This window comes from Nocardia sp. NPDC057663 (assembly GCF_042799895.1).
In the GTDB taxonomy this organism is placed as follows: Bacteria; Actinomycetota; Actinomycetes; order Mycobacteriales; family Mycobacteriaceae; genus Nocardia.
Genome location: NZ_JBHVHX010000003.1, coordinates 605,636 through 623,652 on the forward strand (window position 1 = coordinate 605,636; position 18,017 = coordinate 623,652).

At 68.2% G+C, this 18,017-nt stretch carries 2 protein-coding genes; one reads left to right on the top strand and one right to left on the bottom strand.

Annotated features, from left to right (window positions below; translation table 11 throughout):
* Positions 1-190 precede the first annotated feature (190 nt).
* Positions 191-17,311 (top strand): amino acid adenylation domain-containing protein, encoded by a 17,121-nt coding sequence (locus ACFVAV_RS10775; protein ID WP_379033258.1) that lies wholly within the window; start codon positions 191-193, stop codon positions 17,309-17,311.
* Here ACFVAV_RS10775 and ACFVAV_RS10780 read toward each other — a convergent pair.
* Complete coding sequence (locus ACFVAV_RS10780; protein ID WP_379033261.1) at positions 17,272-17,952, bottom strand: TetR/AcrR family transcriptional regulator; 681 nt, start codon at positions 17,950-17,952, stop codon at positions 17,272-17,274. The genes ACFVAV_RS10775 and ACFVAV_RS10780 overlap by 40 nt on opposite strands.
* Positions 17,953-18,017: the final 65 nt, after the last annotated feature.

Here is an 18,017-nt window from a genome sequence, read left to right on the forward strand (position 1 = left end):
AGACGACGGCGAGTGTCGCAGAGGCAATCTGCAATTGGGGGTCGAAGTAATTGCAGTGGGGTATCGAAGTAGCGCTGCGTATCACTTTCGTAAATTTTATTCATTACGTCGCGGTGTGGATAGTTGGTTTGGAGTACGCGCCAGCTGATCGGTCGTCTTACACTGGCCCGGTAGGGTCTGGAGGTGACTGATGACCGTTGTGCGACCGCAGTTTCCGTACAATTCGGTCACTCAGCCGGTACCGCTGTCTGCGGGGCAGCGAGGGCTGTGGCTGGCGCAACAATTGAGCCCGGACGTGCCGATATGTGAGGCACAGTATCTCGAGTTCCATGGGGATCTGGATCTCGAGATTCTGCGTGAGGTGTCGATTCAAACGGGGCACGAATTCCAATCAGGGTATTTACGGCTGGTAGAGGTCGACGGTGAGCCGTATCAGTTGTTCGACCCGGCACTGGCTTCGCGGGGGCCGGTCATCGATATGCGTGGTGAACCGGACCCCATGGCGGCGGCCTTGCAGTGGATGCGCCGGGAGTACACCACGCCGTTGGATATGACCCGGGACCGGTTGGTCGCCTGGGTGGTGGTGTGGGTCGGGGATCGGCATTTCCTGTGGTACCTCAGGGTTCACCACGTCGCCGTGGACGGCTACGCCGCGATGACGATTGTGAATCGGGTCGCAGCGCTGTACACAGCGGCGGTGGAGGGCCGGACGGCAGAGCCGAATCGGGCGGCGGACCTGCGCACTCTCTACGAGGCCGACCGCAGTTACCGGGAGTCGACGCGGTTCACCAGCGACCAGGAATACTGGGTGGACAGACTCGCCGATGTCGGGGAAGAGTCCAGCCTGGCCGCCGGGTCCGCACCCCCGCGCGCGGACAGTGTGGTCGCACGAGCCGAACTACCCACCGTGACCGTGGAACGGATCGGTCATTCCGCGACAGTGCTGGAGGCGACCCCGGCGGCGGTGGTGATCGCGGCATTCGGAACTTATCTGGCCCGGATGACCGGCCGGGACGAGGTCGTGGTCAATATTCCCGTTTCGGGTCGCACCACCGCGGTGTTGCGGCGGTCCGGGGGAGTCTTCGTCAATGTTGTGCCGCTGCCGATCGTGCTCGGCTCGGGGGACACGGTCGCGTCGCTGGTGCGGCGGGTGCAGGCCGACCTGGTAGGAGCGTTGCGGCACCAGCGTTGCGGCCTCACCGACATTCGCGCCGCCGCGGGGAAGAACGGGGAGCGGCGTTTCGCCGGCCCGGTGGTGAATGTCATGTTCTTCCCCCAGGAACTCCGGCTCGGGTCGATGACCGCGGAATTCCATATCCTCAGCTCCGGGCCGGTCGAAGATCTGCTGGTCGATCTGTACCAGGCCGGAAACCCGCCGCAGACGATCCTCCACTTCATGGCCAATCCCAACCTCTACACCGGCCCCGAACTGTCGGCGCATTACACCAGATTCGTGCAGTTCCTCGACGCGTTCGCCGCCGCCGCGCCGGACACCGATCTCGGGCAGGTCCACCCCGACAGCGCCCGCCACGGCGCCGGGATACGGCGCCGACGCGAGAACCTGGCGTTCTGGCGGGCCACGCTCGCGGACCTTCCCATAGAGCTTCGGCTGCCGGCCGACAGGCCGCGGCCGGTGGTGCTGTCGAATCGGCGTGCCACCGTCAGCTACCCGGTGACTGCCGAGTTGACGCAGGCATTGGAAAGGTTTGCGCGGCACTATGGTTCGTCACTGTTGCTGGTGATGCAGGGCACGCTGGCGGTGCTGCTTGCCCGGTTGAGCGGTTCGACCGATATCCCGATCGGCATGCCGATCGCACCGGGTGACGGAGCCGGGCTCGTCCTGCGGACCGAGATCGATCTCGATGAATCGTTCACCGACCTGCTCGGCCGGATCAGGCAGGTCGATCTGGATGCCGTGGAGCATGCCGACGTTCCGTTCGCACAACTGGTGGATCAACTCGCGCCGCAGCGGTCGCAGTCCCGCCATCCGCTGTTCCAGGTGATGCTGGCATTCCAGAATCTGGAACGGATGAAACCGGAGTTGCCCGACGAGGTACCTCCGCTCGATCTGCACATTGTGCTGTCGGACAACGACAGTGGCGGGATGGCGGTCGCCGTCACCTACGCCACGGATCTGTTCGATGCCGCGACGATCGATTCGCTGCTGCGCCGGTGGATTCGGTTACTCGAGTCGGTGGCCACCGATCCGACGGTATCGGTCGGGATGATCGAAGTCCTCGAGCCCGCCGAGCGAGCCGATCTGTTGTCGCGCTCCGGTGCGCCCACCGCGGCGCCCACCACGCTGGCCGACTTGTTGACCACGGCAGTCGCACATGATCCCGAGGCCGCGGCGATTGTTTTCGATGGGCAGCAGCTGAGCTATCGGGAGCTGGACGAGCAGTCGAATCGATGGGCCCGACTGCTGATCCAGCGTGGGATCGGCCCGGAGGATGTCGTCGCCATCGGTATGCCACGTTCCTCCGAATCCGTGCTCGCGATGTGGGCTGTCACCAAATCGGGAGCCGCGTTCCTGCCGATCGACCCGACCCACCCCAGCGAACGCATCACGCACATACTGACCGATTCGGCAACCTCGATCGGTCTGACGGTGGCGTCGGTGCGAACTCAGTTGCCTGGCAACATCGAGTGGTTGACACCGGAGGTCCTCGACGAGGGTGAGAACCGTCCCGTCACCGACAGTGACCGGGTGCGCCCGCTGCGTGTCGACGATATCGCCTACGTCATCTACACCTCCGGATCGACCGGGCTGCCCAAAGGTGTCGCGGTCACCCACCGTGGACTCGGTAACTGCGCCATCGAGCACCGGAATGCCCTGCGCATCGAATCCGATTCCCGTACTGCACATTTGGCTTCCCCGAGCTTCGACGTCTCGGTACTGGAACTACTGCTGGCTTTGTGCGCGGGCGCGACGATGGTCATCGCGCCCAGCGATGTCTACGGCGGCGACGAACTCGGCGAACTGCTCGACCGCGAACAGGTCAGCCACGTCCTCATCACACCCACGGCGCTGTTCACCATCGACCACACCCGTTGGCCCCTACCGGATTTGAGATGTCTGCTGGTCGGTGGCGAGAGCTACGGCAGCGAGCTGGTTCAACGCTGGAACGGCAGCCGCAGCGTGTTCAACGAGTACGGGCCCACCGAGACCACCATTGCCGCGACGATGTCCGCCCCGCTGGTGTCGGGGGAGCTGGTCACGATCGGCGGCCCGATTCGCGGTGTCTCGCAATGGGTGCTGGGTCAACGGCTGCAACCGGTGCCGGTCGGTGTGGCGGGTGAGTTGTATGTCGCGGGTCCGCTGCTGGCCCGTGGATACCATGGCCGGGCAGGCCTGACGGCCGAGCGTTTTGTGGCGTGCCCCTGGATGCCTGGTGAACGGATGTATCGCACCGGGGATGTGGTCCGGTGGACGGCCGAGGGAACGATCCAGCACCTCGGCCGGTCCGACTTCCAAGTCAAGATCCGTGGTCTGCGGATCGAGCTCGGCGAGATCGACGCGACGCTCGCCGCCCACGAGACCGTCGGTTTCGCCGTCACCATCGGCCATCGCAACGATTCCGGGGGCGAGTCGCTGGCTTCGTATGTTGTTGCCGCGCCCGGTCACTCGATCGATACCACGATCCTCACGGAGTACCTGTCCGGCCGGTTGCCGTCCTATATGGTCCCGTCCGCGATCATGGTGCTGGAGCGGATCCCGTTGACGCCGGTGGGCAAACTGGATCGCAAGGCATTGCCGGATCCGGTCTTCGCCGATCGCACACCGTTCCGGGCACCCGAGACACCGATCCAGCGCACGATCGCCGAATCTTTCGCCGGCGTATTGGGTATCGACATGGTCGGTCTCGATGATTCGTTCTTCGCCCTCGGCGGCGACAGTGTTGTCGCGACCCGGGTCGCAGCGCGACTCGGGGCCGCGCTGGATACCGAGATTCCGGTGCGGCTGCTGTTCGAGGCCCCCACGGTAGCGGCGCTCGCGACCCGCGTACGGCAGTATTCCGGCACCAGGCGACAACGCCCACCACTGATCGCCGGGCACCGCCCCGATCTCGTGCCCTTGGCACCAGCCCAGCAGCGGATGTGGTTCTTCAACCAGTACGACACCGGTTCGGGGGCATACAATGTGCCGATCGCCCTTCGGTTGACCGGCGAATTGAACGTCGACGCCCTGCGATCGGCCGTGGTCGACGTGCTGCGCAGGCACGAGTCGTTGCGGACGCGGTATCCGGACCACGACGGAACGCTGATCCAGCTGATCGAACCCGCCGACGAGGTAGACCCCGAACTGGCCCTGGTCTCGGTACCGCCGAGCGAACTGGACACAGCGGTCACCGAATTCGTCACCGAAGGCTTCGACGTGAGCGTTCGGGTGCCGGTGCGCGCCCGATTGTTCCGCGCTGCCGGTAGCGCGGAGCCGGAGTACGTGCTGGCCGTCGTGGTGCACCACATCGCCGCGGACGGTTTCTCCATGACACCCCTTGCCCGCGACGTGACGACCGCGTACACCGCACGGATCCGTGGCGAACTCCCCTCGTGGACAACGCTGCCCGTCCAGTACGCGGACTACGCACTGTGGCAACGAGCTGCCCTCGGCTCGCCCGATGATCCGGAATCGCTGTGCGCCCAGCAGATCCGGTACTGGACCGCAACCCTGGACGGAGTTGCCGAGGAACTTCGTCTGCCTGCTGACCGGCCGCGGCCGGTGGTGGCGTCCCATCGAGGTGCCACCATCGGCTACACGGTCGATGCCGAGCTGATCCTGGCCTTGGGAACGTTGGCGCGGCAACACAGTGCATCACTGTTCATGGTGATCCACAGCACGCTGGCGGTCCTGCTCGCCCGGTTGAGCGGAACCACCGATATTCCGATCGGCACACCGATCGCCGGGCGTGGCGCGGCCGAACTCGACGACGTGGTCGGCATGTTCGTCAACACGCTGGTATTGCGGACCGGCATCGATCTCGATGAATCGTTCACCGACCTGATCGACCGGATCAGACAGGTCGATCTGGATGCCTTCGGACACGCCGACGTTCCCTTCGAACAACTGGTGGATCAACTCGCTCCGCAACGCTCTCCGTCCCGGCACCCGCTGTTCCAGGTGCTGCTGGCATTCCAGAACCTGGAACAGGTGCGGCTGGCGTTGCCCGGTCTCGACATCTCGGTGCTCGACCTGCCCAACGAAGTGTCTCGCTTCGACCTGCAGGTTGTGCTGTCGGACAACCACATCAACGGTGATATGGCAGTTGCGGTCACCTACGCCACGGATCTGTTCGACCCCGCGACGATCGATGCGCTGATACATCGGTGGATTCTGATACTCGAGTCGGTCGCCACCGATCCGACCGTTTCGGTGGGGGCCGTCGAGATACTGGACTCCGCCGAACGAGCCGATCTGCTGGCACATTCCGGTGCGCCCATGACAGCGCCCACCACGTTGGCCGACTTGTTGACCACCGCTGCCGCACGGGATCCCGACGCCACCGCGATCGTGTTCGAGGGGCAGCAGCTCAGCTATCGGGAGCTGGACGAGCGGTCGAACCGATGGGCCCGGTTACTCATCCAACGAGGTGTCGGTCCGGAAGATGTCGTCGCGATCGGAATGCCGCGTTCCACGGATTCCGTGCTCGCGGTATGGGCTGTCGCCAAGTCGGGAGCCGCGTTCCTGCCGATCGACCCGACCTACCCCGGCGAACGCATCACGCACATGATGGCCGATTCGAAAGCCGCGATCGGTCTGACCGTGGCATCGGTGCGCATGTCGTTGCCCGACGATATCGAGTGGCTGACACCGGACAATCTCGACGAGGGCGAGAACCGTTCCGTCACCGACAGTGACCGGGTGCGCCCGCTGCGTATCGACGACATCGCCTACGTCATCTACACCTCCGGATCGACCGGGCTGCCCAAAGGTGTCGCGATCACCCATCGCGGACTCCGCAACTGCGCCACCGAGCACCAGAATGCCCTGCACATCGAATCCGATTCCCGTACTTTGTTTCTGGCGTCGCCGAGCTTCGATGTGTCGGTACTGGAACTACTGCTGGCGACGTGCGCGGGCGCGACCATGGTCATCGCGCCCAGCGATGTCTACGGCGGCGACGAACTCGCCGAACTACTCGACCACGAGCACGTCAGCCACGTCCTCATCACACCGACCGCACTGTCCACCATCGATCACACCCGTTGGCCGTTACCGGACTGGGGACACCTCGCGGTCGGTGGTGAGGACTACGGCACCGAGCTGGTCGAGCGGTGGGGCAGCGCTCGCGACATGGTGAACGAATATGGTCCGACCGAGGCCACGATCACGACAAACCAGAGCGCTCCGTTGGCGGCGGGTGAGCTGGTCACGATCGGTGGCCCGATTCGCGGTGTCTCGGAATGGGTGCTCGATCAACGGCTGCAACCGGTGCCGGTCGGTGTGGCGGGTGAACTGTATATCGCGGGTCCGCTGCTGGCCCGTGGATACCATGGCCGGGCAGGCCTGACCGCCGAGCGTTTCGTCGCGTGCCCCTGGATGCCCGGCGAACGGATGTATCGCACCGGCGATGTGGTCCGGTGGACGGCCGAGGGAACGATCCAGCATCTCGGCCGGTCCGATTTCCAGGTGAAGATTCGTGGTCTGCGGATCGAGCTCGGCGAGATCGATGCGACGCTCGCCGCGCACGATACGGTCGGTTTCGCCGTCACCATCGGCCATCACAACGATTCCGGGGCTGTTTCGCTGGTTTCGTATGTCATTGCCGCACCTGGTCATTCGGTCGATTCCGCGATACTCGCCGATTATCTGTCCGGCCGGTTGCCGTCCTATATGGTTCCGGCTTCGATCATGGTGCTGGACCGGATTCCGTTGACGCCGGTGGGCAAACTGGACCGTACAGCATTGCCGGATCCGGTATTCGCCGACCACACACCGTTCCGGGAACCCCAAACACCTGTCGAACGCACGATCGCCAGATCCTTTGCCGGCGTACTGGGTATCGACACAGTCGGTCTCGATGATTCGTTCTTCGCCCTCGGTGGTGACAGCATCATGTCGATCCAGCTGGTGACCCGGGCCAGGGCGGCCGGTGTGGTGTTCTCCGCACGCGACGTCTTCGAGCGCAAAACGGTCGCCGGGCTGGCCGGGATCGCCGTCCGCGACAGGGCCGCCGCGAGCGGGCTTCCGAAGGAACTGCCTGGCGGAGGTGTCGGGCCGATGCCGGTGACGCCGAGCATGCGACGGCTGATCGAACGCGCGGAGTCGGGGTTCGGCCGCTTCTCAGAGGCAATGGTTTTGGGTCTGCCTGCCGGGATCGACCAGCAGCGGCTGGTGGGCACGGTGCAGGCGGTCCTCGATCGGCACGACATGCTGCGCGCGCGGCTGCGCCAAGGCGCCGAGGGGAACTGGACGTGGGAGGTGCTGCCGGTCGGGAGGGTTCGAGCCGACGACGTCGTCCACCGGGTGGCGATGGCGGGGAAGCCGGGAAGCGGCGAATTCCGTGTGTCGGCGGCGACGGAGTCGGCTGCCGCCGCGGACCGGCTCGATCCGGGCGCCGGGACCGTGCTGCAGGTGGTCTGGTTCGATCCGGCCGAAGCGGCGGAGCCGGGCAGAGTGCTGGTGCTGGTGCATCATTCGGTGATCGACAGGGTTTCCTGGCGGGTGCTGGTCGGGGACCTCGCGGCCGCGTGGGCGCGGATCGCGTCCGGCGAGCCACCCGATCCTTCCCCGGTCGCGACATCGATGCGCAGGTGGGCGCACGGGCTGGTCGAGGCGGCCCGGCTCCCGGAGCGGGCCGCCGAACTCGAAATGTGGCAGGCGATGGCCGTCGGGGACGATCCGGTGCTCGGGTCCCGGCCCCTCGACCCCGCGATCGACGTGGCTGCCACCGTCCGCACGGTCGAGGTCGAAGTCTCGGCTGAGGTGACCGAGGCGCTGCTGACCGAGGTGCCCGCGGCATTCCACGGCAGTGTGGACGACGGACTGCTGGCCGCGCTGGCGATAGCGGTGACGACATGGCGGCGCGAGCGCGCGACGGCGACCGCCGGTGGCCCGCTCACGGATGTGGTGATCGGTCTCGACGGGGACGGCCGTGCGGACGGCGTCGTCCCCGGCTCGGACCTGACGCGGACGGTCGGCTGGTTCTCGACGAGTTATCCGATGCGCCTGGATCTGTCGGGCATCGATCTCGACGACGCGTGTGCCGGCGGGCCGGCGCTGGGTGCGGCGGTCAAGTTCGTCAAGGAACAGCTCCTCGCTGTCCCGGATCACGGGATCGGCTACGGCTTGTTGCGGTATCTCAACGACGACACCGGACCGATACTGGCGACGCTGCCGACGCCGCAGATCGGGTTCACCTACGTCTCCACGTGGATTCCCGAGGGAAGGCAGTCGGCCGGATGGATGCCGGTGGACGACGATCTCGCCGGTGCGCAGAATCCGGATATGCCGGTGTCGGCGGTGCTCGACATCCATGCCTCCACCCTCGACAGTGCGGGCCGGCCGCGGTTGCGGGCGGTCTGGTCGTATCCGGCGGGGGTGCTCACCGTCGACGAGGTGCGCGCGGTGGCGGAATCGTGGTGCCGGGTATTGACCGCGATGGCGACACACATCCACCGCGCCGGGTCCGGCGGGCGGACGCCGTCGGATCTGGAGCTGGTCAGGCTCGGACAGTCCGAGATCGAGCGACTCGAAGCGAGCTATCCGGCGTTGAGCGATGTCTGGCCGTTGACTCCGCTTCAGGAGGGGTTGCTGTTCCATGCGCTGGTGTCCGAGGATTCGATGGACGCCTACCTGGTGCAGTTGGTCCTCGAGTTGCGCGGTCAGGTCGATCCGGAGCGGCTGCGCCGAGCCGGGCAGGTACTGCTCGACCGGCATCCGAATCTGCGCAGCGCCTTCGTCACCGACACCGCCGCGGGACCGGTGCAGGTGGTCGATGACGACGCCGAGGCGCCCTGGTCGGAGATCGACCTGTCCGGGCTGGACGACGGTGCCCGCCGTCGCGAGTGGGATCGGCTGATGGCCGCGGACCGCGCGACCCGGTTCGACCCGGCTCGTGCCCCGCTGCTGCGCTGGATGCTGGTCACCACGGAGCCGGAGCACTACCGGCTGGTGCTGACCAATCATCACCTGCTGCTCGACGGCTGGTCGACGCCGTTGCTCCTCAAGGAGTTCCTGATCCTCTACGCCACCGACGGCGACCCCGCGATACTGCCGGATGTACGGCCCTATCGGGACTTCCTGGCGTGGATCGCCGGGCAGGACCCGGCCGCGTCGCTCGACGCCTGGACCCGCGCGTTCGACGGCACCGACGGACCGACCCTGGTGGCTCCGGCCGACCCCGGCCGCCGATACACCGGATTGCGTGCGGTGCTCGGCGAACTGACCGAGGAACAGACCGCGGCGCTGACCGACCTCGCGCGGGCCCGTGGCATCACCGTCAACACCGTGATCCAGATGGCATGGGCGATCGTGGTGGGCGCGTTGACATCCCGGGAGGATGTGACGTTCGGCGCCACGGTGTCCGGGCGGCCGGCGCAGGTCGCGGGCATCGAATCGATGATCGGGCTGTTCATCAACACACTGCCGGTGCGCGTCCGTCTCGACCCCGCCGAGCGCATGGGGCAACTGCTCGACCGGATCCAGGCCGAGCAGGCCGCGCTGCTCGATCACCACTGCGTGGGTCTGACCGACATCGAGCGGGTGGCCGGGCCGGGGACGGTATTCGACACGATCACGGTGTTCGAATCCTTCCCGATCGATCGTGGTGGGCTGACCGCGGACACCGACATCGGCGGTATGCGGCTGCTCGACGTGACCGGCACCGACGGCGCGCACTATCCACTGGCCGTGATCGCGCGCATCGACAACACGCGACTGCACCTGGAAATCAAGTATCTGCCCGAACTTTTCGACCGGGACACGATGGCGGCGACCCTGCAGCGGGTTCTGCACGTGATCGGCGCCGCCGTCGCCGACCCGGATCTGCCGCTGGCCCGGCTGGATCTGCTCGCCCCGGCAGACCGCCGGGAGTTGACGCCGGTGTCGGGTGCTCCGGCGTTGCCGGAGCGGGTGTTGCCGGAGTTGCTGGCGGCAGCGGTGCAGCGGGATCCGGGGGCGGTCGCCGTGGTCTGCGGGGATCGGCGGTGGACCTACGGCGAGCTGGACGCGGAGTCGAATCGGCTGGCGCGCGTGTTGATCGGTCAGGGGGTGGGGCCGGAGGCGAGTGTCGCGGTGGGATTGCCGCGATCGGTCGAAGCGGTGCTGGCGGTATGGGCGGTGGTCAAGTCGGGGGCAGCGTTCGTCCCGGTGGATCCGCAGTACCCGGCCGCCCGGGTCGAGCACATGCTCTCCGATTCGGGTGTGGCGGTGGGAATCACCCTGTCGGAGTGGTGTGCTCGGCTGCCCGGGCCGGTGCGGTGGCTGGTTCTCGACGAGCCGGCGTTCGCCGCGGAGGTCGCGGAGGTGCCCGCGGGGCCGGTGACCGATGCGGAGCGAACATCGCCGGTGCGGGCAGGCACTGCGGCGTACGTGATCTACACATCCGGCTCGACAGGTGTGCCGAAGGGGGTGGTGGTGTCGCATCGAGGTTTGGCGAATCTGGTGGCCGAACAATGTGCGCGATTCGGCATCGGGCCGAGTGCCCGGGTGTTGCATTTCGCGTCACCCAGTTTCGATGTGGCGGTGCTGGAACAGCTCTGGGCATTCGGGGCGGGCGGGCGACTCGTGATCGCGCCGCCGACCGTCTACGGCGGGGGCGAGCTGGCACAGATCCTGTTGCGCGAGCAGGTGACCCACGCCGTGCTGACTCCGGCGGCCTTGGGGACGGTCGATCCGGACGGGCTCGATGACCTCGGGACCGTCGTGGTCGGCGGCGAGGTGCCCTCACCCAAACTGGTGTCGCGGTGGGCACCCGGCCGCAGCTTCTTCAACGCCTACGGTCCGGCGGAGGCCACGATTCTCACCGATGCCGGTCCGCCGCTGGCGCCGGGCGCGGCGGTGACGATCGGCGGACCGATTCGCGGGACCGGGCAGGTCGTGCTCGACGGGTGGTTGCGGCCGGTGCTGCTCGGGGTCGTCGGGGAGTTGTATCTGGCGGGTCCGGGTCTGGCGCGCGGTTACCGCAACGCGAGGGGTTTGACCGCGTCGCGGTTCGTTGCCGATCCGTTCGCGGGCCCGGGACAGCGCATGTATCGGACCGGCGACCTGGTGCGGTGGCTGCGGCTACCGGACGGGAGTCTGGCGCTCGACTACGTGGGCCGGTCGGATTTCCAGGTCAAGGTTCGCGGTTTCCGCGTCGAGCTCGGCGAGGTCGAATCGGCGCTGGTGGCCTGTCCTGGCGTGGCCGACGCGGTGGTGACGCTGCATCGGGACCCCGTCATCGGCGACCGGTTGATCGGGTACGTGGAGTCCGAGCCCGCCGCCGACCTCGACGCGGCCGCGGTCCTCGCGTTCGCCGGCGAGCGGCTGGCTTCGCACATGGTGCCCGCGACCGTCGTGGTGCTCGATGCGCTGCCGGTGACGGCGAACGGCAAGGTCGACCGCACCGCACTGCCCGAGCCGGACTTCACCACGGGCCGAGCCGAATTCCGGGCACCGGCCACCGAGGTGGAGACGACGCTGGCGGGACTGTTCGCCGAGGTCTTGGGAATCGACACGGTCGGTCTCGATGATTCGTTCTTCGCCCTCGGCGGCGACAGCATCATGTCGATCCAGTTGGTGACCCGGGCCAGGGCGGCCGGTGTGGCGTTCTCCGCGCGCGAGGTGTTCGAGCGCAAAACCGTTGCCGGGCTGGCCGAGATCGCTGTTCTCGACGACAGCGCGGCGGCGACCGCCCTCCCCGCGGAACTGCCCGGCGGGGGTGTGGGGCCGATACCGCTGACGCCGATCATGTGCTGGATGTTCGAGCGCGGCGGCTTCGACCGGTTCTGCCAGTGGGTGCTGCTCACGCTGCCGGCCGGCATCGACGCCACCGGCATCGAGGACACCGTCCAGGCGGTGATCGACCACCACGACATGCTGCGGGCCCGCCTGCACCCGGAACCCGCGCACAGCTCGGGCTGGGCGCTGCGGGTGCAGCCGACCGCGGGGCCCGCCGCCCAACTGATCCGGCGCGTGCCCGTGGATACGGCACCCGGCAGCAGCGCCTTCGCCGCGCTCCTCGACGCCGAGGTGAATGCCGCGGCCGAGCGCCTCGACCCGGCGGCCGGGGTCACGCTGCAGCTGGTCTGGTTCGACCGGGCCGGACAGCCGGGCCGGCTGCTCGTCGTCGCACACCACCTGGTTATCGACGGCGTGTCGTGGCGGATCCTCATTCCCGATTTCGCCGCGGCCTGGGCCCAGCTGAGTGTCGGGCAACGGCCTGGGCTCGCGCCGGTCGGCACCTCGATGCGCCGCTGGGCGCATGCGCTGAACACCGCCGCCGGGAGCCTCGACGAACTCGACTGGTGGCGGTCCACGCTCGGCGCCGCCGATCCGCCGATCGGTGCCCGCCCGATCGATCCGGCCGTTGACGTGCAAGCCACCGCCGCCACTGTCGAGGTGGCCCTACCTCCCGCGGTGACCCGCGCCGTCCTCACCACCCTGCCCCGGGCGTTCCACGGCAACGTGGACGACGCCCTCGTCGCCGGGCTCGCGCTGGCGCTGACTCGATGGCAGCGCCGCCGCGGCACCGCCGTCACCGAGACGCTGCTCACCCTCGAAAGCCACGGCCGCCACGACACGGTGCTCCCCGGCGCCGACCTCACCCGCACCATCGGATGGTTCACCACCAACTACCCGGTGCGGCTCGACCTGTCCGATATCGATATCGACGACGCGTTCGCCGCCGGGGCCGCCGCGGCGGCGGTCGTCAAGTCGGTCAAGGAGCAACTCCGGCAGGTCCCCGACCACGGGATCGGCTTCGGGCTGCTGCGCTACCTCAACGCCGATACCGCGCCCATCCTGCGTGCACTGCCCACCCCTCAGGTGAGCTTCAACTATCTCGGTCGGCTCGACACCACCCCCGCAGCGTTGCGTGATGCCGGATGGCTGCCCGCGGGCGACGACACCGCCGGCGGCAGCGTCCAGAACCCCGACGCACCCGTTGCAGCTCTGCTCGGCATCAACGCGGTCACCATCGACACCTCGGACGGGCCCGCTCTGAGCGCCGCCTGGGAGTATCCGACCGGCCTGCTGACCCCCGCCGAAGTCACCGAGCTCGCGGAACTGTGGCGCGACGCGGTCACCGCGCTGGCCACCCACGCGTCCCGACCCGGGGCCGGTGGGCTGACTCCCTCCGACCTCGACCTCGTCGACCTCGACCAGGAGGCGATCGACCAGCTCGAGGCCGGGCGCTCGACGCTGGACGACATCTGGCCACTCACGCCGCTCCAGACGGGGTTGCTGTTCCACGCCCAGCTCGCCGACGGCACGGTCGACGCCTACCTGGTGCAACTCTGGGTGGAACTCGGCGGGCGCGTCGACCCGGACCGGCTGCGCCGCGCGGCGCAGACTCTCCTCGGACGGCACCCGAACCTGCGGACCGCGTTCCTGCGCAGGGGCGTCGGCGCAGCGGTCCAGGTGGTGCACCGGCAGGTCGATGTGCCGTTCACCGCGCTCGACTGGACCGAGCGTGACGACGTCGACGCTGCGCTCGAACAGCTCATGGACACCGACCGCCGCGCCTGTTTCGACGTCACCACGGCACCGTTGCTGCGACTCACGCTGATCAGCACCGCGCCTCAGCGGTACCGGCTGCTGGTGAGCATGCATCACATCCTGATCGACGGCTGGTCCACGCCCCTGCTGATCCGGGAACTGCTGACCCTCTACGCCGGCGACAGCGACGCCACGGTGCTGCCCCCGGTGCGCCCCTACCGTGACTACCTGAGGTGGCTGAACGCCCAGGACCAGGACGTGGCGGAAGCCGCGTGGGCGCGTGCACTCGAGGGCACCGCCGAGCCGACCCTGCTGGCGCCCGCGGACCGCGGCCGCCGGACCACCATCGCCGCCCGCGAAGTCCGGGTGCGGCTGAGCGAACAGCGCACCGCGGCCCTGCTCGCGGCGGCCCACCGGCACGAGGCCACGCTCAACACCGTCGTCGAAGCCGCCTGGGGGATCGTGCTCGCCACCTCGACCGCGCGCGAGGACGTGGTCTTCGGCACCACCGTCTCCGGACGCCACCCGCAGATCCCCGGCATCGAATCGATGGTCGGGCTGTTCGTCAATACCGTGCCCGTCCGGATCCGGCTCGACCACCGCGAAACCCTGGCCCAGCTCCTGCGGCGAATCCAAACCGAGCAAGCCTCGCTTCTCGACCATCAGCACCTCGGGCTCGCGCAGATCCAGCGCGTGGCCGGACCCGGCGCGATGTTCGACACCGTGACCGTTCTCGAGTCCTACCCGGTCGATCGGGCCGGGCTGTCCGCGGACACCGACATCGCGGGAATGCATGTCCTCGACGTGCACGGCCGGGACGCCGCGCACTATCCGCTCGGCCTCGTCGTCCACCACGACACCCGGGTGCACCTGACGTTCAAGTATCTGCCGGAACTGTTCACACAGCACCAGATCGACGTCATCGCCGACCGCATGCTGCGAGTGCTCGACACCATCGCCGAACACATCGACCTCCCGCTGATCCGGCTGCAGCTGCTGTCGCCGGCCGAGCGAGCCACGCTGGTGCCCGTTCGCGGCCGCCCCGGTGCGGCGATGTCGGTGTTGCCGCAGGTGCTGACGGCCACGATGACGCCGGACACGGAAGCGGTGGTCTGCAACGGTGTTCGGCTGTCCTACCGCGAACTCGACGAAACCTCCAACCGATGGGCGCGAGTACTGATCGACGCGGGCATAGGACCGGAATCGTTGGTGGCCATCGCGTTACCGCGCTCTCTCGACGCCGTGATCGCCGTGTGGGCGGTCGCCAAATCCGGCGGCGCGTTCGTCCAGATCGACCCCACCCATCCGCACGACCGGATCACCCGCATCCTCACCGATTCCGGTGCCGCCGCCGGGCTGACCCTCGGCGCCCACCGAGACCGGCTGGCGGACACCACGAGATGGCTCGCCCTCGACGACCCTTCCTTCGCCGCGGCGACAGCGTCGGCGTCGCCCACCGCGATCACCGACGCCGACCGCACGAGCCCGCTGCGGCCACAGCACCCGGCCTACCTGATCTACACCTCGGGCTCCACCGGGATTCCCAAAGGTGTCCTGGTCACCCACAGCGGGATCGCGGATCTCGCCGCCGAAACACGGGAACGGTTCGGCCTCACCCCGGCCTCGCGCGTGCTGGCCGCCGCGGCGCTGACCTTCGACGTCTCGGTCCTCGAATTGCTCAGCGCCGCAGCCGCCGGCGCCACCCTGGTTCTCGCCCCCGCGCCGGTGGTCGCCGGCGCCGCACTGGCCGAGTCGATCAAGGCCGAACACGTCACCCATGCCGCCTTCACCCCGACGGTGCTCGCCTCGCTGCCCCCCGACGAACTCGACACGCTCGGCACCCTGATCCTCGGCGGCGAGACCTGTCCACCAGCCCTGGCACGACAGTGGATACCGGGCCGCACGGTGATCAACTCCTACGGTGCCACCGAAACCACCATCATGAGCTGCGCCGACGCTCCCCGGACCACCACCGACGACGGCCCGATGGCATTCGGCGGCCCGACCCGCGGATTCACCGCGGTCGTCCTCGACCGCGGGCTGCGTCCCGTCCCACCCGGCGTAGCCGGCGAACTGTACGTGTCCGGACCGGGCCTCGCCCGCGGCTACCACAATCAGCACACCACCACGGCGGCCCGGTTCGTCGCCGACCCCTACGGGCCGCCGGGGACACGGATGTACCGCACCGGCGACCTGGTCACCTGGACCGCCGACCGAACACTGCACTACAAAGGCCGCAGCGACCTGCAACTCAAGATCCACGGCCACCGCATCGAACGCGGCGACATCGAAGCCGCGCTGCGCAGCCACCCCGACATCACCTACGCCGCCGTCACCGTCCACACCCACCCCAACGGCACCGACCAGCTCACCGGCTATGTCGTCCCCACCCCGCACACCACACCCGACACCGGCGCACTGACCGGCTACCTCGCGACCCGGCTACCCACGCACATGATCCCCACCGCCATCCTCACCCTCGACCGAATCCCCCTGGCCCCCACCGGGAAACTCGACTACAAAGCCCTCCCCGCACCCGAACGGGGACCCGCGCGGTTCCGGTCGCCGTCCACTCCGCTCGAGGCCACCGTCTGCGACGCCTTCGCCCAGACTCTCGATATCGAACGAGTCAGCGTCGACGATGGCTTCTTCGCCCTCGGCGGCAACTCGCTGGCCGCCACCCAACTGGTGGCGCGGTTGGCGGAGTCGACCGGTGCCGACGTGCCGATTCAGTGGGTCTTCACCGATCCGACTCCGCAATCGCTGGCCCGCCGCATCGACGCCCGCCTGCGCGGCCTCGACGAACAAGATCCCGGCGACGCGCTCTCGGTCCTGCTTCCGCTGCGTGCCGCCGGCTCCGAGGCACCGCTGTTCTGCGTCCACCCGGCCATCGGATTGGCCTGGGGGTTCAGCGGACTCGTGCAGCACCTCGACCACGACCGTCCCGTCCTGGGGCTGCAATCCCCGACGCTGACCGACCCCACCGCACGGTTCGACACGCTCGACGACCTCGCCGCCCGCTACGTCAGGGAGATCCGGTCCGTCCAGCCGCACGGCCCCTACCACGTGCTCGGCTACTCGCTCGGCGGCACCATCGCCCACGCGATCGCCGTCCGGCTCCGCCGCGCCGGCGAGGCCGTCGCGACCCTGGCCATGATGGACACCCGCGTCGTCACCGCCCGCAGCATCGACACTCCGACACCCACCGTCGTGGACCTGCTCACCGAGTTCGGCGGCCTCACCGCCGCCGAGCTCCCCGCCGAGCTCACCATGGAGGTCGCGGCCGAGTTGCTGCACCGGCAAGGCGGACTCTTCACCGCCCTGACCCCCGAGCACCTCGTGACCCTGCACCGCGACTACACGCGGCTCGTCGACCACACCCGCAACCACCGGCCCGCGCACTTCGACGGTGACCTGATCTACTTCAGTTCCGCCGCGGAGGACACAGACGACGGCACCTCGCCGGCTCTGGCCTGGCACGACCACATCACCGGCCGGATCACCGAACACCGCATTCCCGTCCGGCACGAACGGATGACAGACCCGGACGCACTGCGCGCCATCGGACTCGCCCTCGCCGAGCACTTCAGCTCCACCGGCCGCGGCGGAGCCGGTTTCGGGGTGAGCGCGGGTCAGGCGTCGGGGAAGAGGCCGGGGAGTTCCATGGCGTAGGCGAGGTCGTCTCGGGTGCCCAGGGTGACCAGCAGGACGCGGATCATGGTGATGCGGGCTTCGGAATCCAGGGCCGGGTCGGGGTCGCTGCCGGGTTCGGTGCCCGCGGAGAGGCGGTAGACGATGTATTCGCAGACGTGCAGAGCCGCGTCCATGTCGAGCGGAGCGGGGACCGGGCGGCCCAGTTCTTCGAAGGTCTTGCGGACCAGGTCGCGGATGTCGTCGAGGGCGCGCTCGCGGTAGGCCGAGACGGGGGAGCCGGGGTCGTGGAGTTCGGCGAAGAGAGGCCGCAGCATCGGGCCGTGGCCGCGGGCCCAGTCGACATAGGCGTCGATCAGCCGGATACCCAGCTGGACCGGTTCGTCGGTGCCGGTCAGCGCCGCACGGATCCCGCCGACCAGACCGTCGTTGGAGGCGGTCAGCACCGCGTGCAGCGGCTCGGTGGCATTGCCGAAATAGCGGTAGAAGGTGGGCCTGGCCAGCCCGGCCTCCTCGATGATCTGGGCGACGCTCAGACCGCGCGAACCATGGCGCGCGAACACGGCAGCAGTCGCCTCGACGATCCTGGCGCGGACCTCCTCGGCCTGCTCTTGCGTCTGCGGTGGGCGCCCACGGCGCACCGTGGCGGAATCACCGGACATCGCACCTCCTCACAACCGCGGGACAACCGCGGAAAGCTTGACACGGCACCGCCCTCAGCCATTAA

What these genes read in the sequence shown, in the direction of transcription:
- ACFVAV_RS10775 (WP_379033258.1), top strand. Translation starts at nt 191, where the DNA reads ATGACCGTTGTGCGACCGCAGTTTCCGTACAATTCGGTCACTCAGCCG.
- ACFVAV_RS10780 (WP_379033261.1), bottom strand. Translation starts at nt 17,952, where the DNA reads ATGTCCGGTGATTCCGCCACGGTGCGCCGTGGGCGCCCACCGCAGACG.